Origin of the sequence: Geotalea sp. SG265 (genome assembly GCF_022808985.1) — a bacterium.
Classification (GTDB): domain Bacteria; phylum Desulfobacterota; class Desulfuromonadia; order Geobacterales; family Geobacteraceae; genus Geotalea.
Genome location: NZ_JAKZFT010000005.1, coordinates 244,886 through 270,089, shown reverse-complemented (window position 1 = coordinate 270,089; position 25,204 = coordinate 244,886). Strand labels below are relative to the sequence as shown.

19 protein-coding genes and 1 tRNA gene are annotated in these 25,204 nt (G+C 55.6%); 12 read left to right on the top strand and 8 right to left on the bottom strand.

What is annotated here, in order from left to right; translation table 11 throughout:
• Positions 1-8 precede the first annotated feature (8 nt).
• Together ML541_RS08495 and ccsA are read right to left on the bottom strand one after the other, a co-directional pair.
• Complete coding sequence (locus tag ML541_RS08495; protein ID WP_243372293.1) at positions 9-1,376, bottom strand: cytochrome c biogenesis protein ResB; 1,368 nt, start codon at positions 1,374-1,376, stop codon at positions 9-11.
• A 13-nt stretch (positions 1,377-1,389) separates the two neighbouring features.
• The gene (gene ccsA / locus ML541_RS08490; RefSeq protein WP_243372291.1) at positions 1,390-2,220 is read right to left on the bottom strand and encodes a cytochrome c biogenesis protein CcsA; all 831 of its coding nucleotides are present in this window, start codon (positions 2,218-2,220) and stop codon (positions 1,390-1,392) included.
• A 176-nt stretch (positions 2,221-2,396) separates the two neighbouring features.
• On the opposite strand from ccsA, the gene ML541_RS08485 reads away from it, so the two are divergent.
• On the top strand, positions 2,397-2,906 hold the full coding sequence (locus ML541_RS08485) for a hypothetical protein (RefSeq protein ID WP_243372289.1): 510 nt from the start codon (positions 2,397-2,399) through the stop codon (positions 2,904-2,906).
• On the opposite strand, the gene ML541_RS08480 is transcribed toward ML541_RS08485, so the two are convergent.
• From ML541_RS08480 to ML541_RS08470, 3 genes are all read right to left on the bottom strand, one after another.
• The gene (locus ML541_RS08480; protein ID WP_243372286.1) at positions 2,903-4,069 is read right to left on the bottom strand and encodes a hypothetical protein; all 1,167 of its coding nucleotides are present in this window, start codon (positions 4,067-4,069) and stop codon (positions 2,903-2,905) included. The two genes, ML541_RS08485 and ML541_RS08480, sit on opposite strands and share 4 nt — an antisense overlap.
• A 92-nt stretch (positions 4,070-4,161) precedes the next feature.
• The gene (locus tag ML541_RS08475) at positions 4,162-9,258 is read right to left on the bottom strand and encodes a CxxxxCH/CxxCH domain-containing protein (RefSeq protein ID WP_243372284.1); all 5,097 of its coding nucleotides are present in this window, start codon (positions 9,256-9,258) and stop codon (positions 4,162-4,164) included.
• A gap of 1,224 nt (positions 9,259-10,482) precedes the next feature.
• Positions 10,483-10,559 (bottom strand) — tRNA-Pro (locus tag ML541_RS08470).
• Between the two features lie 316 nt (positions 10,560-10,875).
• On the opposite strand from ML541_RS08470, the gene ML541_RS08465 reads away from it, so the two are divergent.
• The 6 genes from ML541_RS08465 to ML541_RS08440 are packed head-to-tail and all read left to right on the top strand — an operon-like array spanning position 10,876 to position 16,851.
• Complete coding sequence (locus ML541_RS08465) at positions 10,876-11,784, top strand: 4-hydroxybenzoate octaprenyltransferase (RefSeq protein WP_243372282.1); 909 nt, start codon at positions 10,876-10,878, stop codon at positions 11,782-11,784.
• A complete protein-coding gene (locus ML541_RS08460) occupies positions 11,781-12,404 on the top strand; it encodes a flavin prenyltransferase UbiX (RefSeq protein ID WP_243372280.1) in 624 nt (207 codons plus the stop codon). The genes ML541_RS08465 and ML541_RS08460 overlap by 4 nt, the downstream gene beginning before the upstream one ends.
• Positions 12,401-13,483, top strand: a complete 1,083-nt coding sequence (gene mqnE / locus ML541_RS08455; protein ID WP_243372278.1) for an aminofutalosine synthase MqnE — start codon at positions 12,401-12,403, stop codon at positions 13,481-13,483. Before ML541_RS08460 ends, mqnE begins: the two co-directional genes overlap by 4 nt.
• Positions 13,484-13,516: 33 nt before the next feature.
• Positions 13,517-14,581, top strand: coding sequence for a cyclic dehypoxanthinyl futalosine synthase (gene mqnC / locus ML541_RS08450; RefSeq protein WP_243372277.1), 1,065 nt, complete (start codon positions 13,517-13,519; stop codon positions 14,579-14,581).
• Positions 14,582-14,604: 23 nt separating this feature from the next.
• Entirely contained in the window at positions 14,605-15,648 is a 1,044-nt protein-coding gene (gene hisC / locus ML541_RS08445; protein WP_243372276.1) for a histidinol-phosphate transaminase, read from the top strand.
• Positions 15,649-15,702: 54 nt separating this feature from the next.
• Positions 15,703-16,851: an HRDC domain-containing protein gene (locus ML541_RS08440; RefSeq protein ID WP_243372275.1), complete on the top strand. Its 1,149-nt coding sequence runs from the start codon at positions 15,703-15,705 to the stop codon at positions 16,849-16,851.
• Positions 16,852-16,865: 14 nt separating this feature from the next.
• Here the strand turns inward: ML541_RS08440 and ML541_RS08435 are convergent, their stop codons facing one another.
• The 3 genes from ML541_RS08435 to prmA form a co-directional block, all read right to left on the bottom strand.
• Entirely contained in the window at positions 16,866-17,438 is a 573-nt protein-coding gene (locus ML541_RS08435) for a hypothetical protein (protein WP_243372274.1), read from the bottom strand.
• Between the two features lie 70 nt (positions 17,439-17,508).
• The gene (locus tag ML541_RS08430) at positions 17,509-18,249 is read right to left on the bottom strand and encodes a 16S rRNA (uracil(1498)-N(3))-methyltransferase (protein WP_243372273.1); all 741 of its coding nucleotides are present in this window, start codon (positions 18,247-18,249) and stop codon (positions 17,509-17,511) included.
• Positions 18,249-19,193: a 50S ribosomal protein L11 methyltransferase gene (gene prmA, locus ML541_RS08425; protein ID WP_243372272.1), complete on the bottom strand. Its 945-nt coding sequence runs from the start codon at positions 19,191-19,193 to the stop codon at positions 18,249-18,251. The genes ML541_RS08430 and prmA overlap by 1 nt, the downstream gene beginning before the upstream one ends.
• A 154-nt stretch (positions 19,194-19,347) precedes the next feature.
• On the opposite strand from prmA, the gene ML541_RS08420 reads away from it, so the two are divergent.
• From ML541_RS08420 to ML541_RS08400, 5 genes are all read left to right on the top strand, one after another.
• A complete protein-coding gene (locus tag ML541_RS08420) occupies positions 19,348-20,508 on the top strand; it encodes a M20 family metallopeptidase (RefSeq protein WP_243372271.1) in 1,161 nt (386 codons plus the stop codon).
• 94 nt (positions 20,509-20,602) lie between these two features.
• Positions 20,603-21,412 carry a pyruvate, water dikinase regulatory protein gene (locus ML541_RS08415; protein WP_243372270.1) on the top strand — a complete coding sequence of 270 codons (810 nt, stop codon included), beginning with the start codon at positions 20,603-20,605 and terminating at the stop codon, positions 21,410-21,412.
• Positions 21,413-21,467: 55 nt separating this feature from the next.
• Positions 21,468-22,142 carry a response regulator transcription factor gene (locus ML541_RS08410; protein ID WP_243372268.1) on the top strand — a complete coding sequence of 225 codons (675 nt, stop codon included), beginning with the start codon at positions 21,468-21,470 and terminating at the stop codon, positions 22,140-22,142.
• A gap of 4 nt (positions 22,143-22,146) precedes the next feature.
• Positions 22,147-23,559 (top strand): ATP-binding protein, encoded by a 1,413-nt coding sequence (locus tag ML541_RS08405; protein ID WP_243372266.1) that lies wholly within the window; start codon positions 22,147-22,149, stop codon positions 23,557-23,559.
• A 93-nt stretch (positions 23,560-23,652) separates the two neighbouring features.
• Positions 23,653-25,053 (top strand): DegQ family serine endoprotease, encoded by a 1,401-nt coding sequence (locus ML541_RS08400; protein WP_243372264.1) that lies wholly within the window; start codon positions 23,653-23,655, stop codon positions 25,051-25,053.
• Positions 25,054-25,204: the final 151 nt, after the last annotated feature.

Genomic DNA, 25,204 nt, shown 5'->3' with positions numbered 1-25,204 from the left:
AAAAATTGCTACGTAGGAGAATTCAGCGCCGCCGTCACCTTCTGGAATTCATCGGTGAAAAGTGCGGTGAAATATTCAGAGCGTCCAGCCAGGTGCAGCTCCTCGTCGCAGACCATTCCCCACAGCTCACGCCGGTAGAAGAGGAGACGCATGGTGAGGGCGATGATCATGAGACCAAAACCCGAATAGACGATGGCCAAGCCTTGCTCCATCCCCGCATACAAGCGCACCCAGTAGGCAAGGTCGGCGAATACCAACCGTTTGTTGCCGATGACAATCTCGCCTCCTGGCTTGACGAGTTCCTGATGCAGCAACCGGTCTCCATCGTAAACGGCAATGGTAAAGGCAGGGTTGACAATTTGCCGGCTTTGTACCTGAGCCTGCTGGGCTCCGGCCCTTTTCAATGCCTCCGGGAGACCTGCACTGGTAGCGGATTGGCTGGAATTTTCTGCCAGGACGTCCGTATGAAAAAGGGTCTTGAAGGTATACCCCCCCATCTTAAAGCTGTCCTCTTTACCCTGCAGCACCTTGAGCTTCACAAATGCACTGTCAAGTTCTGCGCCGGACAGATCTTTGAGAATGAACAAAGGAGCAACATCGATGTCCATGACCACAAAGGAGAGCTCACCATCATGGAACGGCCGATTGATACCGCAGGTTTGGAGCCCTTTGGGTGACGAGATATAAACCTTGAGATCAACCGGCACTTCCTGATTGAAGTATGTGGGAACGATTTTTTCCACCGTGAAGGAAGTGGCAGGAACGGAGCCAATCTTCGGCAGCTTGCGCTTGGTGTACTCTCCGGTGAAGGTTTCTCCGGTAGCAACGGCCGCTTCACCACGAAAACTGGTGTAAAAGGTAAGGACGCCCCCCAGCAGGAGCAGCAAAAAACTGATGTGGAACAGTATCGTCCCCACTGGGGCATACCTGTTTTTTACTGCCCAGAACGTGTTGTCTCCCTGAAAGACCCGATAGCCATGTTGCCTCAGTACGACCAGCGCTGCATCGATCCCTTTTCCTGCTATGACGCTTCTGTGTTGACAGGCATCGAGATAGCTCTGACTTGAGGGGAGATTGATGTCCATGCAACGGCGCCAGATGAGAGGGATGCGGTGGGACATGACGACAAGCAGGTTAAGGAAGAACAATCCCCACAAACACAGCACCAGTGGCGCAGAATATATATCCGTCAGGGAGAGCGCTTCAAGAAATGAGACCAGCTCTGGGCTGTGTCGCTGCCACTGATGGAAGGCCTCCAGGCCGATCATCGATTTCTGGGGCACAATCAGGCCGACAATGAAAACTGCCACCAAGCCTATGACGATACCGACGGTAAAGCGCAGTGAGCCGAAAATCTTGATGAGCTTGTTGATCATAGGGGCAGCTGAATCAATTGGGCTGAACATTGAACATGTGCAGGCTTGAATTCACCAGCAGATTGATGCCAAAGTAGGTGATGATCATACCGGAAAGCGCAAAAATCAGTATCCAGGCCAGCCTGCGACCACGCCAGCCCAAGGTCACTCGTAGGTGAATCGCCATGCCATAGGTGAGCCAAGTGACCAGCGACCAAGTCTCTACCGGATCCCACGACCAATAATTGCCCCACAGGTTTCGCGCCCAGATGGCGCCGGAGACGATCATAATGGCATCGGTGATGAAACCGAAAACCAGGTACTTGAACATGAGATCATCCAACATGGGAAAATCAGGAAATCTCTGGTAGGCCCCTTTCAGCGGATTTTTCTCTTTTAACAGGTACATGATTGACAGGCCGAAAGCGATGACGTAGGAACTGAAGGCAAGCCAGGCAAAAAGGACATGGACGACAAGCCAATAGGACTTCAGCGAAACAGACATCGGCACCAGCTGAGGACTGCGCATGACGCCGTAGCCGAGGAGTAAAAGCGACATCGGTATGGTTCCGACACCGATTCCCCGCAGATGGCGGTTGCGCAGGGAAATAACCAGGGTGAACGCCATTATGAACCAGGAACCGGCGAGACCATCTTCATAATCCCCTGCCCATGGCAGGTTCCCTACCGCCATATACCGTGCGGCGATGGCTGCGGTTTGGATTAGAAATGCTCCGGCTGCAGGGTAGATCACCTTATCGATCACCCTTTCCTTCTTAAAAACATAGGCATAGATATACAGGGCACTGGTAATCCCGTAAAAGGCAATAGCCAGCCACACAAAAATGGCTTCGTATTTAGACATTGAACCTCCTGTTATTGCTTCTTAAGCCTTACCCATCTGGTGCACAGGATGTTCCACATTAACCTGTATGGCAGAATAACCTGTAGTACCTTCGTCCGTCAATGAAGTTGACCCGTCTATGCTGACCTAGTATATTATCAATGATTAAATACCTTAGAGCCAAGGAGATGGAACCGATGCAAAGATATAAACTCCTGCTGGTGGCTTTTGCAGCTGTCATCCTTTGTGTTGCCTGTACCAGGGAGGGCCGTGAACAGGTTACCTCCACATACCCAGGGGGGAACAAAAAGGAGACTGCCGTATTTCACGGAAAGGGCACTGAAAAGTCGCGGCTAAAAAGCTTCGAGTACTATGAAAGCGGTCAGAAAAAGAAAGAGTTCTCCTATCGCGACAATCTTCTCTCCGGGCCATGGACCTATTGGTACAAGAACGGCCACAAATTAGGCGATGGTGTCATTGAAAACAAGGCCATCAACCTGGGCATGGCAACGGGTAAAGAGACTTACTACTGGCCCAACGGCATCAAAATGCTGGAAGCGGAAACGGAAGGTGGTGGGCTGAAACCGGGCACGACTCCCATCTACCGTGACGAAGCAGGTCAAACCTATAGTGACAAGGGACGACCTAAAGAACTGGTTGAAAAATCAAAACTGCTGCTCGAACGATGGGAGCGGGGTGATATCTAATCCTTGCAAAATCCGCTCAAAAATTTGCCTACCCTTCTGTTTTTCGTATAAAGAATCGTCCTGCCATCCTCGGACCAGAGCCACACCTGCAATGGTCTGCAGAAAAGCCGCACCACAAGCGCACTTGCCAGGATGATCAGGCCAGCAAAAATCTGTGTGCGGTAGTTGTGGCGCATGACATCAATCCTGCCGAAATGCCCCAGACCTGTAACCTGCACTGCATACCCACCCTGCTTCGCCACCTCCCCCTGCCTGAACTTCTGCTCGAAACCGAGTTTTCCGTTTTCATACACCATTACCGTGAAATCAGCCGATTCCGGGTCATAAACAAGTTCCCCTGCAGCGCCGGGATGATTCAATTTCAAGGTAGCGCCATATCCCCTTTTTTTGCCCTTAGGATGTAGATAAACTGGCTCCGACTGAAAATCGAGCCCGTTCATGGTCACATAACTGAACACCATATAGGTATCGCCAATAAACCGTAGTCTCAGCTTCCCGCTATCTATGAACTCTCCACGCCTGAGTATGTGGGAATCCGGGATCATTCCTGTTCCATTGGCCATTTCAAAGCTTATCTGCGCCACCTTCCCACGGTCGGCGTTTTTCAAATCATTAATCTTCATTTTGCCTGTAAGGACCGAATTATCTACAAGAAATCCCTGCTGAACTTTCTGCAGATTGCCTGCCATCTCCACCCAGTTAGGACCTGGGGCCGCCATGAGATATCCTCGTATTCCGAAGGCGAAATTGAGAGTTCCGCAGATCAGGGCAAGAAGAAGGCCACCACAGGCAATAAGCTCGATGCAGAGCGTGAACCTTACCCGCTTGCCATAACAGCCAGGATAGATCGTAGAAACGGCATTCAAGGCGGTAAAACCGGCATCAGCAAGAATTTTTGCAGCTTCAGCATGTTGTCCGGGAAATGTGAAGCTATGTTCAAGGGCAACTGGCGGTATAGGTAAATCTCCAGGCTGCTTGAGCCTTCTCAGCCTTAGGGCAAGAACAGATGCACTCTGTAGAATAAGCAGGGCGGCAAACGCCAACATTACCCTTGGATCCAACTCTCCACCAAAGTATTTGCCACGGATGAGATATGCAGCCATCAAAACAAAAATGGCAGCCGTTGCATAACAGGAAACTATAGCTCTTATAAAACCGTGCATATCCGCCTATCAGTCCTGTCTCCACAGAACAAACAGACGGCCCCGCTTGCGCAAGACCGTCTGTTTGTTTCTGAAATTTGGAATGAAAATAATCAGTAGGTTACCGGTCGCCTTACATTTCGTGCGCCATCAGACGTCCCCCCGCTGTGTTGGGTGCACGCGGACATAGAGGTAGCGGTACCGAGCGTATAGCATTTGTTGTCCGGCGTTGCCATATCCCATGCCCCATCACCGGATATGGTAGCGCTCGGTACGTATTTATAGAGCCCAGCGCCGGGCATGAAACGGCGCTTGTTCTGGGTCAACCCGGCACCATCGACATATGTGGCGTTGGGGAAGCCGTGGATACCACCAAAACCGACGTCACCGTCATGGCAGTTGAGACAGGCAATGCCGGTAATATGCCCCTTACCTTTGGAGGTATTGGAAAGCCTGGCCGAACCGACCGCCGTAGTATTGGATTGGGGCTGGTAATCGGAGGAGTTGCCCACATGGGTTCCGGTCGTGGTGTACACGGTCGAAGAATGGCACTTCTGGCAAACATAGCTGGTCAATGCCAGATGCTCAACTGTTGGGTTCTCTTCCGTTGCCGTCTGCAATAGGTACTCATTGGCAGAGCCATGGGCACTGTAGGCAGTAGAGTGGCAATCGTTACAGTGCAGCTGGCTGTTGTCAGCCACGCCAGCTGTTCCCTGGCCGCTGAAGACTTGCACTGTCGTCGATAGAAGGCCTGCCTGCTTAAGGGACTGGTATGGCGCGGAAAGGGTGGCCGTGGTATATCGCGCAGCCCGCACCGCATGGTTGCTGTTGTTGGTGGTAGCAAAGGCGTCGTAGACATTCAGGGATGCCGGAGCTGCACCGAATGACTTTTTGACCTGATCATAGCTATTACGCAGGTCATAGGTGCCAACCACCTCACTAAAGGGATTTGTCGCCGTATTAATAGCCGTGCCGCTGAAACCATTGGCGGTAGTGACGGCCGCCGCACCGTTGGAATCGTGGCAGCTGAAGCAGAAGGTATCGAGGGTTGCATTGGCGGTATTGCCGGCTGCCGTCTTCGCTGTCAAATCGGTAAGGGTGATACTGTAAATGGTGGTACGGGTATCGGCATTGTAGAGATCGACGACCCCTTTTGTACCGGTGTCGTTGCCATGCCTGTTGCTAACCACGCTGACTGAGCCCCCGGAAATGGTCCCTTCGGCGTGGCAGACGACGCAATCGGCGTCGGTAATGTCGGCCCAGGCCTTGTTGATATGGTGTGAGTTTCTGGCAAATTCGGTCTGCATGTCCTTGACCGACCCGGTGCCGTGGCACCCTTTGCAACCGCTGGCAGCCGGCTCATAAATGCCGTTTATATGCTTGGTCTTGTCTACGAATATCGTCGCGTAGGTAGAACCGGTGGTGCTGATGTTTGCATGGCAGTTACAATTACCTGTCGGGAAAGAAGGCGGCGCGGTTGCCGTCGGGTGTCCTGATGCCGTTGACGGCGGGAAGCCGTGGCAGGTATTGCAGGAGCCGGGGGCCGTTAGCGTTGACGGCAGATAACCAGTAGCATTCCAGGCCGGAGCCTTGTTGGCACCAGTTGTATCGCCACCGGGCATTTTCGCGCCGTGGCAGTAGGTGTTGGAGCAGGTCATGACCCCGGAAGCACGACTAACGGATGGCGCAGCCGTGTTGCTCTTAGCCAGGAGCCCGAATGTCATGGTGGCAGTAGTGTAGTTGAGGTGAGTGGCATCTGTCACTGTTGTATGGGTGGTGTGGCACTCGCCGCAGTGAACCTTATCGGAAATATTGTCGCTGCCGACCAAATGCCCCTGATGGGCGCCAACCCTTGCCGACGATGCCGCTGTATTACCCGCCGTATCACGGCCATCGGTCGTATTATAACCGGGGGCAACGCTGGCTGCACTGACATTGGTGAAGCCGGTGGTCAACTGCGAACCGTGACACTTGAAGCACTCGGGCCGGGTGGTGTCGCTGCCCCAGAGCGGCTTGCCACCGCCGTGGCAAGAACTCTTGGAACAGGTGCCATACTGCCCTTTTGCTGTGGCAAAACCGGCGGCCGAGTACTTGGAGTAGACGGTATTGAGCGCCGTTGAGGTAAAGCCCAGATTGATTTTGCTGTCGGCGTGGGTCGATGTGGTTACCGTTGTGGCTGTGTAGCCGCTATGGCACATAGCGCAGTCATAGTTGGGGTTGCCCTGGGCATGCATCTTATGACTGCCGGAGGAGGCGTTGGCAAAGGCCTTCATGTCGTTGTGACAGCTGCCGCAGTTGACGGTGGCGCCCCATGTGACTGTCCGGGTAATCCGTGCTTTTGCGTTGTCGCTCTGACCATTGGAATGGCAGTAGTTGGTGGTACAGGTACCATAAGCGCCACTGGCCGGGGCGAAAGCGGTTGTTTTGCTGTAGTTGGTCCCTGCTGCAGTGCCGGTGAATGCAAGATTGATCTGCTTGTTCACATGGCTGGAACCAGAACCCGTTGGCACAGAGGTTGAGGTATAGGAGGCCCCGTGACAAATAGTGCAGGCCATGGCGTAACCGCTGGTAGTGTTGGCATGCTTGAAGTGGCTCCCCGACGTTGCATTGGCAAAGGTGGCCATGTTGTTGTGGCAGCTGCCACAGTTGGTCACTGTCGTGCCCCAAACCGGCTGCCGGTATATGGCGGCCTTGGCGTTGTCGCTCTGGCCGTTGGAGTGGCAGTAGCTGTTGCTGCAGTAGCTGTAGGCCGCACTCCCGGCAGGGAAGCTCGTTCCCTTCTGGTAGGTGGTAAGCGGCGCAATGGTGCCGTTACTGAACTTGAGATCCACATTGCGGTTGACATGGGTAGCCGTGGTGATACTGCTGCTGGTATAGCCGCTGCCATGGCAATTGAGGCAGGTAAAGCCATAGGTGTTGGCATGCTTCGCATGGTCGCCGGTTCCCGATGCACCGGACATATCCGCATGGCAACCGTTACACCCTAAGGCTGCATCGCTCCATTTGGGTGAGGTGTAGGCAATTCCGGTGCTGGTGCCGGTACTGCCCTGGGCTGTGGAGTGGCAGTAGATGTTGGTGCATGTGCCATAGGTAGCGCTGGGGGCAATGGCGTTGGTTTGGCCGCTGATGCCTGCGGTCCCAGATCCCGGCGTGTAGGTGGCAGTGGAACCTATCAAGCCGTTGGTGGAAGAACTGAGCCGCCACTGAACACTGCCGTTCACATGGCTAAAGCCACCATTGGCATTGGGATGGCACTTGGTACAGGAAAAGCCATAGTTGCCGGCACTGCTGCCGGCGTGGGTGGCATGCTTGCCGGTGGCTGGAGGATTGGCTGCGGTCGCAGCATGGCATGTACCGCACGCGGACTGGGTTCCGTCGTCGATGATCCACGAAGGGTTGATGGAGCCATTGGCGCCGGTCCACTGACCATGGCAATAAACATTACAGGAAGTACGGTAGCTTGCACTGGTATTGACTACGGTGCCGCTCTTGCTGGAAACAAAACTATAAGCAGGGCTGCCGCCAAGGGGCGAATGGCCGCTGAAGGAACCGAAGGCAGCAGTTCCGGCAAACCCGGGCCAGTTGGTATTGTTGATATCAAAGCCCATCTGAATCGTCTTGCTGACCGTCGGCATCGTGTTGCCGCTGTGGCAAGTGACGCATTTCATCCCCTCGGATGTCACGTGGGTTGCATGGACGCCGGCCTTTGTCGGCGGGTTCCCCAAGGCGAGTGTGGCCTCGGGGCTGGTTACCAGGGTTGCCGTACTGGTCGGTGGATTGCCATGGCACCCGTCGCATCCTGCCCCTTTAAAACCGGCACTGTGGGGATGGCACGACATGCAATCTTTCCTGTTGTAATGGGGATTGGTGCTCCGGTCAGCAATTTTTGTCGAGCTGTACTGGTGATAAAGCGTCTGGTGATGGCAGACCTCGCAGACGTTGCGGGAGGCATTGGCATAGGTGGTCCGGAGGTCGTCCCCGAAAGTACCCTGGGCATTGGCGGCCGATGCGGTCATCCGGTAAAAAACTACAGGCCTGCTGCCTTTGGGCGTTACGATGTTATCCTGTAAACGCTTCACATTAGTGGAATTTTTGATGTGACAGGTGCTGCAATCGTAGGATGTACCCCAGGTGCCGTAGCCTTTCAGGTTCTGGGGGTCGAGATTGGCACTGTTGTGCAGCAAAGGTGAACCACCACTATTCACCGTCGTTTGAGCAGTTGCGCCTGGCGGAGGGTTGTGACCGCTGGCCGTGACGCTGACTGTCGATGTATTGATGGCCCCATCCGCCGCTGCGGCTTTGGCGGTAACAGTAAATGTAGCAGAACCCTGCCCGGCTGGCGCAATAGACAGCGACGCAGGAGAAATGGCCGTAATGGTGAAATCGGTGGTGTTGCTGTTGCCCAGGACAAGATTATAGGTAACGTTGCCACAACCGGCACCGCTGTCATTGTTGGTCACGGTTACCGTGTAGAGCATATTGGCGCCGGCAGCAACCAGAGACGATGATGGAGAAACGGCCAACGTAGGGGTATTGGCAGTACAGCTGGCGCCCGCCTGTGTCGTTGCGGTGGCGGTCGTCCCCCCGGAAAAATTATTAAGTGCGTCGTAGGCGCAGACCCTGTAAGCATAGGCAGTATTGGCGACCAGACCAGTAGTGTCGTTATAGCTATTCAACGTACCTTGATAGATGGCGGTTCCTGAGCAATCTGCAGGGGGTGTAGTCGTTGCATCCGCCCTGACGACCTTGTAGGCACTGGTGGCATTCAGCCCTGAACCGCTGTCGTTGGCTGCGGTCCAGTTCAGATTGATTTGGCTGCTGCTTGCCGCCGTGGCTGTCAAAGTGCCATCTGTCGGAGCAACCGTGTCAACTGTTCTGTTCAGGGAAGCAGCGACGGTACTCCAACTGGCACCGCTGGTATTGGAGGCACGCATTTGGATGGCCAATGCCGTGCCATTGGTAGCTGATACATTGCTGGCAGTACAGGTGTAGGGCCCGGTTCCGCTCACCGCTCCATTGGTCCAGGTTGTGCCACCATTGAGTGTGTACTGGCATGTGTTCACAGCCTGTGTGGATGTGAAATCTTCTGTGATATTAAAAGGCGAATTCACGTAGCTGCCAGCCTGGGGAGTAACGACGAGACTACCGGCAGCCTCAACCGGCACCGCCGGTGTCGTATAAGTGATAGTCAGAGAAATGTTGTCCAACATTCGGGTTACAGCGGCTGTAGTGTCAGCAGTGGTGTCGAGTGGTCCCGAGACGCTAAATTTCAAGCTGGTGCTTGAAGCTTGCAAGGCACTTGGAACGTTAATACCGGTGGCACTTCGTGTTGCCCACGGGGTGGTTGCGCTGAAGGTAGTTCCTGCAACCAGCGTTGTTTTATTCCCATCTGCTGCGTCAGCCAAAACAAAATTTCCAGATTCAGATAGGGGATCCCCTAAAGTATATTCAGAGCATTTCCAATCATATGCTGCGTTGACCGAGGTGATGATTGATCCGGCAGGAACACCAAGAGACTCCCAGGTAACGCCGGTAAGGGTCCATCCCGCAGTTGCGTTGGCCTTGTTTCTTCCCGCGAGTCTTGTTTGAATTGCGCCACCAGGGTTACCACCGGTAGTCACGTTAGTGTCGGTAGTGCTTGTCCCGCCATTGCCGGCCCACCCCTCGGAATCGGCAGTAAAGGCAAATGTCTTGACGACGCTGCCGGCCATTAGGCTTTGTGGCCCATACAATCCGTTATAAATGAACGTGCTCAAGAGGATGGTAAAAGCAGCTATCAAGGTTAACTTCGTCCGAAAACTAACCCCTCTGACCTTCCGCGCAATTGTTTTCCCCATGGTGACCTACCCTTAGTACATAAAATTTATAGATACATGCCTCATTAGTTCAATAGCGCAAACTTCCGTTAAAACCCTGAGAAGTAGATTCCCAATGGTTTAATGGAAAATTTCAGTAACCATTGGCTTTTTGCATACGAAAGTCTTCGATACCGATGGCTATTGATGTCCTTACCGCATAAATTGTGCCAAGGTCTGTCTTGGAACGGAAAAGAAACAAGCAGGCTTTCTTGGCCTTGACCGAAGGCGGGGTGCATATTTCGGCTTTCTTTTCCAGGGCACTCCGTTTTTTCGACAGCTGACGTTTTGGAAAATCTGTTCCTGCCGTTTACGCGCAGCGGAAAACGCAATAGAGTGATCTACGTGATAGGCGTAGCGGACGAACTGGAGCAGGACCGGAAAGTCCGGAGGCCACTGGAAAATTGGCACAATCTGTTAACTGTCGGCCTGCGGATGCCTAATGGCCGGTGAATCCCAGACGACAGATTCCGAGAAAACGTAAGGAAAGTGCCATCATGGACCAGAGGAGGACAGGGAAACACCCTCCCGGAAACAAAAAAGGGGCTCCCGAAGGAACCCCTTTTCTTGTCTTTATTATGGTCGGGATGACTGGATTCGAACCAGCGGCCCCCTGCTCCCGAAGCAGGTGCGCTACCAGGCTGCGCTACATCCCGACAAGACTTTCCTTGTATCGTTTTACGGTTTCTTTGTCAACTGAAAAAGCGCCGTTTCTGCCTCACTTACAGCCCCTATGCCATCCCGGGGGCGGCCATCTCCCCTTGATCGCTGCCGCAAAAGCCAAGAAAAACATTGTCATATCTCCGACGAAGTGCTAAAAATTACCCCTTGCCCTTCTTCTCCACAGTGACGTCTGACCTGCCAGCACACTTTCTGAAAAGCGGAAGAAAATCTGCAATGCATGACGTGGAGTTGATCGACCCGGCTCTTGCGGTCAGTGATCCCGGATTATGAAAAATCGGCGGTACTGAAATGGCTAGCAATGAATCCATAGAGATTAAGCGACAACAAGGAAGCGTGTGGAGAAAAATCGGCATCTTTCTGGAGATGATCAAGTTCTCCCACACCATCTTTGCGCTCCCCTTTGCTTTCACCGGAGCGGTGCTGGCAGCGCGTGGGTTACCCTCCCCCTATCAGGCATTCTGGATTCTTATGGCAATGGTCGGCGCCCGCACTGCGGCAATGAGTCTGAATCGACTGATTGACGCCGAAATTGACGGTCGTAATCCTCGCACCAGGGGGCGCGCCATCCCGGCAGGCCTGCTGAGCAAGGGGCTGGTAGCTCTGTTCATCGCCATTTCCCTCGCACTCCTGCTCTGGGCGGCACGAATGCTCAACCCTCTGTGCTTACGTCTCTCACCCATCGCCCTTTTCTTCCTGGTGCTCTATTCCTATTGCAAGCGCTTTACCGCTCTGGCCCACATGGTGCTCGGACTCTGCCTGGCCGCCGCCCCCCTCGGCGCCTGGATCGCCATCACTGGCAGCATCAGCCCTTCCCCCATACTGCTGGCTCTGGCAGTGCTGGTTTGGGTAGCCGGTTTCGATATCCTTTACGCCCTGCAAGACCTGGATTTCGACCGTGCCAGCGGCCTGCACTCCATCCCCGTCGCCCTAGGGATAGGCGGCTCCCTGTGGCTTGCACGGTTTCTGCACCTCATGATGATCGCCCTTCTCGCAGTTCTGTACGTCACTGCAAATTTGGGAACCTTCTTCCTGCTCGGCTTGGTGATAACAATACTGCTGACGGGATACGAGCACTGGCTGCTGCGCAAGGGGGATCTGACCAGGCTCGATGCCGCCTTTTTCAACATGAACGGCTATATCAGCGTCGTCATATTCATCTTTACGCTGCTCGACATGCTACTGAAAGGAGCGGTATGACTCCCCGCTCATATACCCTTGCCATAACCGGCGCCTCCGGGGCGATCTATGGCCTGCGGACGGTGGAAGAAATCCTGAAAAGCGGTGCCCGGGTAACGCTGCTCATATCCAGGGCCGGCTTTGCCGTACTGAAGGAGGAATGTTCCCTGGACTGGCACGGCAGCCCGGTTGAGATCGCAGCGCAGTTGCGTGCTCATTTCAGGGTGGGTGCGGACCGGTTGGACTACTATGCCGAAGATGATTTCCTCGCCCCAATTGCCAGCGGTTCAGCTGCGGCAGGGGCCATGATCGTCGCGCCATGCAGCATGGGAAGCCTTTCGCGCATCGCCTGCGGCAATTCCGGCAACCTTGTCGAGCGGTGCGCTGATGTAACGCTCAAAGAAGGAAAGCCGCTGATCCTCATGCCACGCGAGACTCCGCTCAACGAAATCCACCTGGAGAACATGCTCAGGCTCTCCCGCATGGGAGCCGCCATCATACCGGCCATGCCCGCCTTCTATCACCACCCCCGAACCGTCGGCGACATGATCGATTTCGTTGTCGGCAGGATACTGGACCGGGCAGGGCTGCAACATGACCTCTTCAGCCGCTGGGGAGAAACGGAGAAGGATAAGCAATGATATCCATGGCTGCCATAACCGAGAAGGTGCGGGATGACCAGCGCATCAGCGAGGAAGAAGCGCTCCACCTCTTCGAAAGCCATGATCTTCTTACTCTCGGTGAGCTTGCCGGCCTGGCCAATGAACGGAGAAACGGCCGCAGGGTCTTTTTCAACGTCAACAGGCACATCAACCACACCAATATCTGCGTCAACCGTTGCAAGTTCTGCGCATTCGTCCGCACTGCCGATCAACCTGGTGCATATCTCTATGACCTGGACGAGATCAGGAACCGGGCTGTTGAAGCCCTGCAGCAGGGAGCAACGGAAATTCACATCGTCGGTGGTCTGCACCCCGACCTCCCCTTCGACTTTTACCTGGAGATGCTGAGGACGGTCCGTGAGGTCTCCCCATCGCTGCACGTCAAGGCCTTTACCGCGGTGGAGATTGATTACCTGGCCCGGCTCTGCGACTGCTCCATCGGGGAAACCCTGGCCAGGCTAAAGGAAGCCGGTCTCGGCTCCCTGCCCGGTGGCGGCGCAGAGATATTCAGTGAAAACATCCGCCAGCAACTCTGCCCGGAAAAGATCTCGGGAGAGCGGTGGCTTGCAGTCATGGAGGAGGTGCACCGGGCCGGGCTCAAGTCCAACGCCACCATGCTCTACGGCCATCTGGAAAGCTACGCCGACCGGGTTGACCACATGCGCCGGCTGCGGGAACTCCAGGACCGTACCGGTGGATTCCAGGTCTTCATCCCCCTCGCCTTCCAGCCCGAAAACTCGCCTCTCACAGTGACCAAAGGCAAGGGGACAACCGGTATCGATGACCTGAAAACACTGGCCGTGTCACGCATCTACCTGGATAATTTTGACAATATCAAGGCCTACTGGGTGATGCTGGGAGAGAAGGTCGCCCAGGTGGCCCTCTCCTTCGGCGTCAACGACCTGGACGGAACCGTGGTCGAAGAAAAGATCGGCCATGATGCCGGGGCGCTCTCGCCACAGGCCATGAGCCGTGACGGCATCATTACCCTCATCCGAAAAGCCGGGCGGGAACCGGTCGAGCGGGATACCCTTTACAACGAGCTGCGCACTTACTGAATGGTAGCTGCGCTATCTTCAGGATAGGTTACAATGTTGAGAGAAATCACCGGGAAAATAGCGGCGCAACAACCGATCACCAGGGAAGAGGCCCTGCGGCTGCTGCAAGAAGGAGAGCTGCTGCAACTGGGACGGCTTGCCGACGGCATCCGCCGCCGTCTCCATCCTGAGAACCGCGTCACCTTCGTCGTGGATCGGAACGTCAATTACACCAACATCTGCGAGTCCCAGTGTAAATTCTGCGCCTTCTATCGCACGAAGGATGCCGGCGATGCCTACCTGCTGGAGGAAGAGGCAATCTTCGCCAAGATCGCCGAGCTGGTGGAGCAGGGGGGAACGCAGCTTCTCATGCAGGGGGGGCTCCACCCCGAGCTGGGAATCGCCTTTTTCGAAAAGCTCTTTACCGGCATCAAAAAACGCTTTCCCCAGGTGCAAAACCACTCCCTGTCTCCGGCGGAAGTGACCCACATCGCCTCCCTCTCCGGCCTGACCGTTCGCGAAACACTGGAGCGGCTGCACCGGGCCGGGCTGGACTCGATTCCGGGGGGCGGGGCGGAAATTCTCGTTGACAGCGTACGCCGGCAGATTTCGCCGAAAAAAATCGGCTGGCAGCAGTGGGCGGCGGTAATGGCTGAGGCGGCCCGGCTCGGCATGCCGACGACCGCCACCATGATGTTCGGCAGCTGTGAGCAGGCCGAGGACATCGTCGAGCACCTCTTCCGGATCCGCGAACTCCAGTCACAGGGAGGCACCTTCACCGCCTTCATTCCCTGGACGTATCAGCCGGGAAATACGGAGCTGGGAGGAACGACCGCAACCGGTGTCGAATACCTCAAGGTCCTTGCCCTGTCCAGGATCGTCCTCGACAACATCGCCAATGTCCAGGGTAGCTGGGTTACCCAGGGAGCGAAAGTCGCCCAAGTCGCCCTTTTTTTCGGCGCCAACGACCTGGGTGGAACCATGCTGGAAGAAAATGTCGTCGCCGCCGCCGGGTGCAGCTTCCGCATGTCCAAAGAAGAAATGATTGAGCTCATCGTAGGAGCCGGCTTCACCCCCGCACGGCGCACCACCACCTATGAAATCCTGCAGGAATATTGAGCGAGACAAAGAATGGAGTTGACATGATCAAGCTGCGTAAAAACATCGCCACCATGCCCGGCTATGTTCCCGGCTATCAGCCGGAAGATCCGGCCGCTTATATCAAGCTGAACACCAACGAAAATTCATACCCGCCATCGCCAAAGGTGATTGAAGCAATCATCGCCGAGGCGGGAGAAGGATTGAAACGCTATCCGGAGCCTGCCAGCCGGGCAGCGCGGGAGGCGGCCGCCAAACTTTACGGCTTTCCCCCCGAATGGGTCATCATGGCCAACGGTTCCGACGAGGTGCTGAACAACCTGATCCGGGCCTTTGCCGACGATGGAGACGAGATCGCCTTTGTCTACCCCTCCTATTCCTATTATGGGACGCTGGCAGAGATCCAGGGGGCACAGGTAAAGACATTCGGACTCACTGACGATTGGAAAATCAAGGATTTTCCACATATCTATGAAGGTCGCATATTTTTTCTCACAAATCCCAACGCGCCTTTAGGCTTCACCTTCAGCCAGACCTACGTGGAAGAGCTGGCTGGACGCGTTTCCGGCATGCTGGTCATCGACGAGACCTATGCCGATTTTGCCGGGACGACATCACTGGAACTGGTCCACAAATACGACAACGTGGTGGTAACCCGATCCTTTTCCAAAAGCTATTCCCTGGCCGGCATGCGCCTTGGGCTGGCCATTGCACGGCCACAGGTCATCGCCGCTCTGGACAAGATCCGGGATCACTATAATCTTGACCGGCTTGCCCAGGCGGCAGCGGTCGCAGCCCTTGGTGACCAGGAATATCTCCGGGAAACAGTGAAAAAAATCCGGGAAACACGGCAATGGTTCACCGAACAGCTGGAAAAAATTGGCTATACCGTCATTCCATCCCACGGCAACTACGTCTTTGCCACGCCTCCGGACCGAAACGGCGAAAGGGTCTACCAGGGGCTATTTGACAGGAAGATTCTCGTTCGTCATTTTGCCGACCCGAATCTGGGCCACGGGCTGCGCATCTCCATCGGCACCCGGGAGGAGATGGAAAAAACCATCGCGGCACTGGCCGATATTGGCTGATCGCCCCCCTTCACTTCAGCAGCATTTAGCAGATGCAGAAATGGCGGATTCACCTTGCACAACCAATCAATAGGCACTTCACCTGCAAAGGGTATAATCGAGGACCAGCGGGCGCTGAACCAGCTGATAGAGCAACTTCGCGGCGAGCAGGTCCTTGCATTCGACCTGGAAGCGGACTCCCTCCATCACTACACGGAAAAAGTCTGCCTGATCCAGGTATCGAATCTTTCCCAGACGGCACTCATCGACCCCCTGACCCCGGTGGACCTGGCACCCCTCGCTCCGCTTTTGGCCGACCGAAGCATACGAAAGGTCTTTCACGGTGCCGACTACGATATGCGCTCCCTCTATCGGGATTTCGGGCTTGAGGTGTGCAATCTCTTCGACACCATGATTGCCTGCCAGTTCCTCGGCGAAAAGGAGGTCGGTTTGGCGGCTGCCCTGAAAAAACGCTTCGGGGTGGAGTTGAACAAGAAGTACCAGAAGGCGGACTGGAGCAAACGCCCCTTTTCAGCGGAAATGATCGAGTATGCCAAGATGGACACGGCGCTGCTGATCAAGCTCTACCAGCAGCTCGCAGAGGAGCTGCGCGCCAAGGGGCGGCTGGAATGGGTCGAGGAGGAGTCGGAACTTGTCTCCTGCGTCAGGGCGGCCTCGCGGGATCACGAGCCGCTCTTCCTTCGTTTCAAGGGGGCGGCCAAACTGAAACCGCGGGCATTGGCGGTACTTGAGGAACTGCTGCGCATGCGGGATGAAAAGGCTCAGAAAAAGGATGTTCCCCCGTTCCGCATCGTCGGCAACGAGCCCTTACGCGAACTGGCCGAGCTGCAGCCGCGGACCCTGGCCGACCTGAAGGGCATCCCGGGACTGACGCCGAAGCTGGTCGATAGCCTGGGGCGGGAAATTCTCAAGGTTGTGGCAAAGGGAGCTGCGATCCCGGTTGCCAGGCTGCCACACTTTCCTGCCACGGCGCGGGTCATCAGGGATCGCTATCAGGAAGCCCGCCTGAAAAGGCTTAAGGAATGGCGGGAATCAAAAGCAGCAGAATTGGGGATCGGGGTGGGCATCATCGCCAACAACAGTCTCCTGGAAGCACTCGCCGATACCGCACCCGACAGTCCGGAATCCCTGGCGGCAATACCTAACCTGAAGTGCTGGCAGAAGAAGGAATTCGCCGCGGAGCTGCTGGAAATTCTCCAGTAGCAACCACTTGTTCTCTATTTTTTCTCCTCTTCACTGAAAAGAAAGTCGAAATCTCCATCAAGACCGTCCGTCGGCGCCTTTGCCTGTTGAGACTCCGCTTGCTCCTCTTTTTTCCCCTGGGGAGCCTCTGCGAAGAGATCCTCCATTTCAAATTCGCCCGGCGCGCCTCCAAATCCCGGAGCAAGGCCACCGGCCGGTGCTTTCGCGCCCTCCCCACCGGGAGCCGTCGCTCTTTCCAGAGTAGCACTGGGCTCCAGGAGGTCGTCCAGGCTCGGCTCACTTTCCGAAGCAGGTTCACCGAAGGAAAACTCCGCCATCCCTGCCTCCTCCCCCGGCGCAGAGGGGTTCGTCTCAACGGCCGGCTCTTCCCAACTGAAGTTCTCATCCTCAGGCAGCGGGATGCTCTGTCCGGCTTGTGCGCCGGGAGACACAATCCCAGCCGCAACAGGGCCCACAACCCGCTCCTCGACGGGAGCGAGGACTGAACGAATACCCTTGCTCACCTTGAAAGACACCAGGTCGTTGCCGCACTTCTTGCACTGGTCCAGAAACTCGAAGCTGTTATAACCGCATTTGGGACACTTCATTACTTTACGCTCCTTATGATTGGCCGGCGAGGACACCGTTTTCCCGCAATTGCGCGGCGGTATTCAACGCTTACCCCAGATCGCCCCATTGGTACTGCAGAATGGAAAGAATGGCTAAGCTGGCGGTTTCGGTTCTGACAATCCTTTTACCTAGGGAAACGGGAACGAACCCGGCAGCAGATGCAGCAGCCGCCTCCTCCGGTGAGAAGCCCCCTTCAGGGCCGATAAGAACGCCGATGTCACCAGGTGCCGGCAGCCCCGTCAGGACATCCCTGAGATGGTTTGTTTTCTCTTCTTCCCAGAGCAGCAGCTTAACAGAATGGCGGGCGAGCTGCAATACCTGTGAAAGGTCATCAGCCAGGATCACCCCGGGCACCGTCATCCGCCGGGACTGTCTGGCTGCCTCGGCGACGATCTTCTGCCAGCGTTCCACGCGACTGGCACCCCGTTGGGGATTGATCCGGACAATGGAACGGCCTGCGACAAAGGGTACTATCTCCGCCGCCCCCAGTTCTGTGCATTTCTGCAGGATCAGCTCCAGCTTGTCCCCTTTGGGCAACCCCTGATAAATGGTGATCCGCGGCCCCAATTCGCCCTCCTGGACAGGAATCTGCCGGACAATGCCTATGCGCAGACTTGCTGCATCCAGCGAGTCGATGATCCCTTCGTATTCTCCCCCCTCTCCATCGGCCAATATCACCCTGGCGCCCGGCTTGAGACGCAGGACTTTTGCCATGTGCCTGTGGAGATAACCGGTAATGACGGCATCGACCTCACCGATATCCCGTTTATCGACCATGAACCTGCGCACTAGCACGGCTCCTTACGGAGCGCAATGCAGCACCATTCCCCTTCGCGACGGACCTCCATCAACTTGAGGGAGCAGGGGGCAAAGCCGTCGAGGACAAAACGCTCCTTTTCGCAGAGAATGCCGGAAAGAACGAGATAACCGGCCGGGGCCACCTTGGCTGCCAGCTCACCGGCAAGACGCACCAGTTCCTCGGCCAGAATGTTAGCCAGGACCAGGGCAAAACGGCCCTTCACCGCCTGCAGCGGTGTTGTCGAAAGATGAACTACATTGAGGCAGTCATTAAGCGCCGCATTTTCCTCGGCAACGATGACCGCATCGGCATCGATATCGATGGCCATTACCCGCTCCGCCCCCAGCTTGGCCGCGGCAATGCTCAATACGCCCGAGCCGGTACCCACGTCCAGCACTGTTGCAGGAGCGGCAGTCGCGGCATCGTGAAACGCCCCTTCGCCCAGAAAAATGCTCTCCAGCACCTCCAGGCACATCTTGGTGGTCGGATGGGCGCCGGTGCCGAACGCCATGCCGGGATCGAGCGTGAGGACCAGGTCGTCGGAGCCTGCCGCATACTCCTCCCAGGTCGGCTTTATCACCAGCCGCGAACCAATACGCACCGGTTTGAAATATTTCTTCCAGTTATTGGCCCAGTCCTCGGCATTGATCGCTTTGACTGTAGGGCTTTTAAAGGCGAAGCCGGCAAATTCGGGACCATGGGCAAGCAAAAAGGCGCCGATGGTTTCCAGGTGTCCTTCCAGGGCGACGTCGGGCGCAAAATAGGCCTTCACAGTCTTCACCGGAGAATCATCGATGGTGTCCAGGGAAAAGGTATCGAGGGAAAGGTTCTCTATGCTGACGCCGTTCCCGGAGAGTTCGACCAGGAAATCGGCCAGGAGGTCCACCATGGACTCCGGCACCTCGCATGAAATTTCTGTCCAAACAGTATCCACTGCCTGTACTCCCTTGTATTTAGATTTTGCCGAGTCTTCGGCAGGACAACAAAAAAGCTAACCTAGCAGAATATCAGAACCAATAGCAATAAAAACCTTGACAAACGGCGAGGTAACGGTGTAGCTTTCATTAGAATATCCTTGGAGTTCCCCCATGACTGCGGTCAAACAAATCATCGTCGATGCTGTGGATGACCGCAAAAGCGAGCTGACCGCAATCGCCGCTGAACTCTTCCATAACCCGGAAACAGGCCTTGGCGAGTTCAAGACCTCTGCACTGCTCAGCGATAAACTAGCCGTGAGCGGCTTCAGGATCGAACGTGGCATATCCGGAATGGCTACGGCCTTTCGTGCCGCTTGGGGCACCGGTTCTCCGGCTATCGCCATCCTGGCCGAAATGGATGCACTCCCTGCTCTGGGGCAGGCCTGCGGCCATAACATCATTGCCGCTGCCGCCATCGGCGCTGCCCTTGCCCTTCGCCAGGCATTGCCCGAAGATGCAGCCACCATAGTCGTCCTCGGCACTCCTGCCGAAGAACTGGGTATCGGCAAGTTCGAATTGATCAGGCACGGGGCCTTCGACCGGGTCGATTTCGCCATGATGGTCCATCCCTCCTCCAGACGGCAGGTCATCAAGATGTCCTTGGGACTGGCAAGGATACGCTTCACCTTCCTCGGCCGTGCCGCCCATGCCTCGGCCTATCCCGAAGAGGGAATAAACGCCTTGGATGCAGTCCTTCTAACCTTCAACGGCATCAATGCCCTGCGCCAGCAGCTGCGCCAGGATGTGCGGGTTCATGGTATCATCACCGAAGGGGGAACCGCACCGAATCTGGTCCCGGAGAGAGCCTCCTGCTACTTTTACGTGCGGGCCGAAGAGAGCGCAGAACTGCTGCGCGCCCTCGAACGAGTGAAAAATTGTGCCCGGGGCGCTGCAGAAGCCACGGGTTGCGGGTTGGAGATGGACGCCGACGAGCGGGTCCTGGCCCCGATGAAGGTCAACAGGGCGTTCTCCGCCCTTTACTCGGAGCAGCTGGCCTTCCTCGGACTGAACGAAGCACATGCCCCGGCTGACAGGAACAGGGGCTCTTCGGACATCGGCAACGTTTCCCAGGTTGTGCCGACAATCCACCCCCATGTACCCATCGGCCCCGGCCTGCATATTCATACCGAAGCATTTGCCAGAGCGACAGTTTCCCCACAGGGGCAGGAAGCCGTTGTCGAAGGGGCAAAGGCGCTGGCGCTGACCGCCGCCGCCCTGGCGTCCTCCGCGGAAACCCGGGAGAAAATCCTCAATGAATTTAGGTTGTTTTAATTATTTTTTTGCGTATTATTAAAATCATGGTATATATCTAATGAATTTTGAAACTATGCCGATATAGTTAAAAAACATTCGGCGGAACAATCACATGCAGAGAATTTACCTATTTTCCGACGCAACGGGGGAAACGGTTGAGCGGGTCGTACGGGCGGCACTGATGCAGTTCAGGAACGTGGACGTTAAACTCCACCGCATGAGCCGGCTGCGAACCCGCGAAGACATCAGCCACTCTCTGGACGAGGCGGCCAAACAACCGGGAGTCATCTTCTACACCCTGGTCGATAACGAGCTCGCCCAGTATCTGCACAGCGAGGCGCAGATTCGCCAGCTGGAAGCAATCGACCTGATCACGCCGCTCTTGTACCGGTTGGCCAACCTGTTGGGTATTCAGCCCCAAAAGGAACCGGGGCTGCTCTACCAGCTCAACAGCGAGTACTACAAGCGGATGGAGGCGGTGGATTTCACCGTCAAACAGGATGACGGCCAGGAGCCGAGAAACCTGTACAAGGCGGACATCGTGCTGGTGGGGGTATCAAGGACATCCAAGACTCCACTGTCCATGTATTTGGCTCACAAGGGGTACAAGGTGGCCAACGTACCGTTGGTATTGGGAATAGAACCGCCGCCGGAGCTTTATCAGCTGGATAATAACAGGATAGTCGGACTGATCATAGATGCCCAGCGGCTGGTGGATATCCGCACGGCGCGGCTGCGCAACATGAGGCAAAGCCCGCGCGGCAGCTATGCTGATTACCAGAGAGTCGAGGAAGAACTGGGCTTCTGCCGCAAGATTTACCGGAAACACCCACAGTGGCAGGTCATAGACGTAACGAACAAGTCGGTTGAGGAATCTGCCGCCGAAATCCTGAAAAGATTCGAAACCGGCATTAAAGACTAACATCTAACGCAGGATTGCAGTGACAGCAGAAAAAATTAAAAGAGAGGGAGCAATCATGAGAATTCTGGTAGTGGAAGACGAGAAGAAAGTTTTGAGTTTCATCAAGCGTGGCCTGGAAGAGGAGCAGTATGAGGTGATCACTGCCGGCGACGGAGAGGAAGGGCTTAAGATGGCCATGGAAAAGAACTATGACCTGCTCATCCTCGACTGGATGCTCCCCAAGATGGACGGGCTGAGTGTGCTCAAGGAGCTTAAAAGCCAGAAAAACACCACTCCGGTCCTCATGCTCACCGCCAAAGACTCGGTAGAAGACATCGTCGCCGGCCTGGATTCGGGATCGGACGATTACCTGACCAAGCCGTTCGCCTTTGCCGAACTCCTGGCCAGGGTCAGAGCACTGCTGCGCCGGAGCGAACAGGATCGTGGCGCCGAAATACGTTTCGCCGACCTGCGTCTCGACCCGGTCACCCACAAGGTCTGGCGCAAGGACAAGGAGATCGATCTCACCGCCAAGGAATACGGTTTGCTCGAATACTTCATGCGCAACCCCCACGAAGTACTGACCCGGACCATGATTGCCGAGCACGTCTGGGATTACACCTTCGACAGTTTCACCAATATCATCGATGTCTATGTCAATTATCTGCGCAAGAAGATCGATCGCGATGCAGACAAGAAACTCATCCATACTGTGAGAGGAGTCGGATACATCCTCAAAGAGGAGGATTGATCAGTTGTTTTTTTTCAGATCAATCCGCTTCAGACTGACACTGTGGTATCTGGTAACATTAGCGTTAATCCTCCTTCTGTTCAGTACGTTCATTTATCTGACCATCAGTAACCGGCTTTACGCAGAAGTCGACCGGGGGTTGCTGGCCATTGCAGAAGCAGTGGCCAGCCCGACCCTGGAGCCTTTTCGCAAATCGGCACCAAGCGTTCTCGACCAGATTCTCGAAGATTTCATTGGCCCCAATGTGGCCGACAAATTCGTGCAGATATCCGACGCCGAAGGCAAGGTCTTCTCCAGTTCGACCAATCTGCAGAGTATCTCCCTCCCCTTGGACAAGGCTTCGCTCATGCTCGCCGGAATCGGCAAGAGTACATACCATACCCACAGCAACCTCCTGCACTATCCCATTCGCACCATTACCATGCCCGTCATGGAAAAAGGGCACATGGTCCAGGTTGTCCAGGTGGGGACGCTCCTGGATTACGCCAGCGATATTCTGGAGAAGCTGCTGGTTATTTTCGCCGTCTCGATCCCCCTCGCCTTGATGCTGCTCTGGTATGCGGGCTGGTTTCTCGCCGGCCGCGCCCTGAAACCGGTAGAACTCATCACCACCAGTGCCCAAAAAATCAGCGCGGAAAATCTCAGTCATCGACTGGAAGTCCTTAATCCCAACGACGAGATTGGCAGGTTGGCGAAGACCTTCAACATGACCCTCGATCGCTTGGAGAATGCATTTAACCGTACAAGACAGTTCTCCATGGATGTCTCACACGAGTTGCGCACCCCGCTGACGATCCTGCGGGGGGAGACTGAGGTGGGAATCCGCTGGGGCGGGGATGCAGAGGAGTTGAAAAAAATCCTCAAAAGCAACATGGAAGAAATCAACCGCATGTCCGACATCATCGGCGATCTGCTGGAACTGTCACGCACCGAAGAGGGTAAACTCGTCCTAAACCCGGTACCGGTGGAACTGTACGAGTTGCTGCAGGATATCTGCACCAAAGCTGCCCCCGGGGCCAAAGAGAAAAGGATCGTCCTGAACCTGTCCAATGCCGGTTCTTTCATGGTCTCCGGAGATCCGGCACGATTGCGGCAGATATTTCTCAACCTGGTTGAGAACGCCATAAAGTACACCCCGTGCGATGGCAGGATATCCATTGCCATCGATTCGGAACCCGGTTGGGCGAAGATCTCGGTGACCGACACAGGACCGGGTATCCCCCAGGCCGATATTCCCCACGTCTTCGAGCAGTTCTACCGCGTAGACAAGGCACGAAACCGCAATGACGGCGGCAGCGGTCTGGGTCTATCCCTGGTTCGCGCCCTGAGCGAAGCCCACGGCGGCAGGGTAGAGCTTTTTTCCCTGCCGGGAAACGGTTGTACCTTTACCGTATTTCTTCCCCTTCCCCAGCTCTGATTCCCCCCTTGTGAAAATCTGCCCGGAGGTTGACAACGCCCACCGGGCTTACTATCTTTACCAGGGTTTGAATATTCTTCAGGAGGAATCTCTATGCACTGTCGACCATCGAGACTGTTCTCACTCCTCACCTGCTCCCTTGCCATGTCGGTCATGCTCTGCGGCGTTGCCTCGGCAAAACCGACCCTTCCCGATTTTGTGGACCTGGCAAAGAAGCTGAAACCCACTGTTGTAAATATCAGCACCGCCAAAACCATCAAGCCCCAACGTCGCTTTCAACGGCCGTTCAACAGTCCTTTCGGCAATGATCCGTTTCAAGATTTCTTTGACCGCTTTTTCGATGAGTCCCAGCAGCATCCCTACAAACAGAAAAGCCTCGGTTCAGGCTTCATCATCAGCGACGAAGGTTACATCATCACCAATAACCATGTGGTGGCCGAAGCCGACGAGATCAAGGTCAAGCTCTCCGACGGACGCGAATTCAAGGGGGAGATCAAGGGAACCGATGAAAAACTCGATCTGGCCCTGCTGAAGATATCGGCGAAGGACCACCTGCCGGTTGCCCCCCTCGGCGACAGCGACACCATCGAAATCGGCGAATGGGTCATGGCCATCGGCAATCCATTCGGGCTCTCGCAGACGGTAACCGCCGGCATCGTCAGTGCCCAGGGAAGGGTCATCGGCAGCGGCCCCTATGATGATTTCATCCAGACCGACGCCTCCATCAATCCCGGCAACTCCGGCGGGCCGCTCTTCAACACCCAGGGTGAAGTGATCGGCATCAATACTGCCATCGTTGCGGGCGGACAGGGGATCGGCTTTGCCATTCCGGTAAATATGGCAAAAAACATCATCCCCATGCTTAAGGAAAAGGGAAAGGTGACCAGGGGCTGGATCGGCGTCTCCATCCAGCCGATTACGCCTGATTTGGCCCAGTCTTTCGGTCTCGAAGGAGAGAAGGGGGCTCTCGTTGCTGAAGTGATCAAGGACGGACCTGCGGAAAAGGCGGGTATAAAAGCCGGAGACATTATTCTCGAGTTTAATGGCCGGGCCATCCATGAGATGAACGAGCTGCCCCGCCTAGTCGCGGCAACCCCAGTTGACAAGAAGATTACCGTCAGGATCCTGCGGGAAGGACAGCCCCAAGAGCTGGCCGTGAAGGTGGAGCGGTTGAAGGATGGTGAAGAGGGAGACCAGGTCGGCGTGAGTCAGGAGAGGCTGGGTATTACAGTCAGGGAGTTGAACAAGGAGCTGGCGGCGAAGCTGCGTATCAAGGAGCAGAACGGCGTCGTCATAACCGACGTCAAGCCCGACAGCAGCGCTGAACAGGCCGGCATCGCCAGGGGTGACATCATCCGCGAAATCAACGGCAGCAAAATCACCAGCGTCGGCGATTATGACAAGGCGGTCGGCAGCCACAAGAAAGGCGCCGTCATGCGCATGCTGCTGCGCCGGGGAGATATGTCGCTCTTCGTAGCCTTCCGCGTCGAGTAGACCCGCAGCTGCTCATCCGCAAAAAGCCCCCGTTTCCGTCAGGTAGCGGGGGCTTTTTTGTCGCTCAAGCCGGACAAGCAGCTGCCATGGCTTCGGTAGAGAGTGACAGAGCGACAGCGGCAAGCGGACACCCGCCGGTCAGTGAACAAAG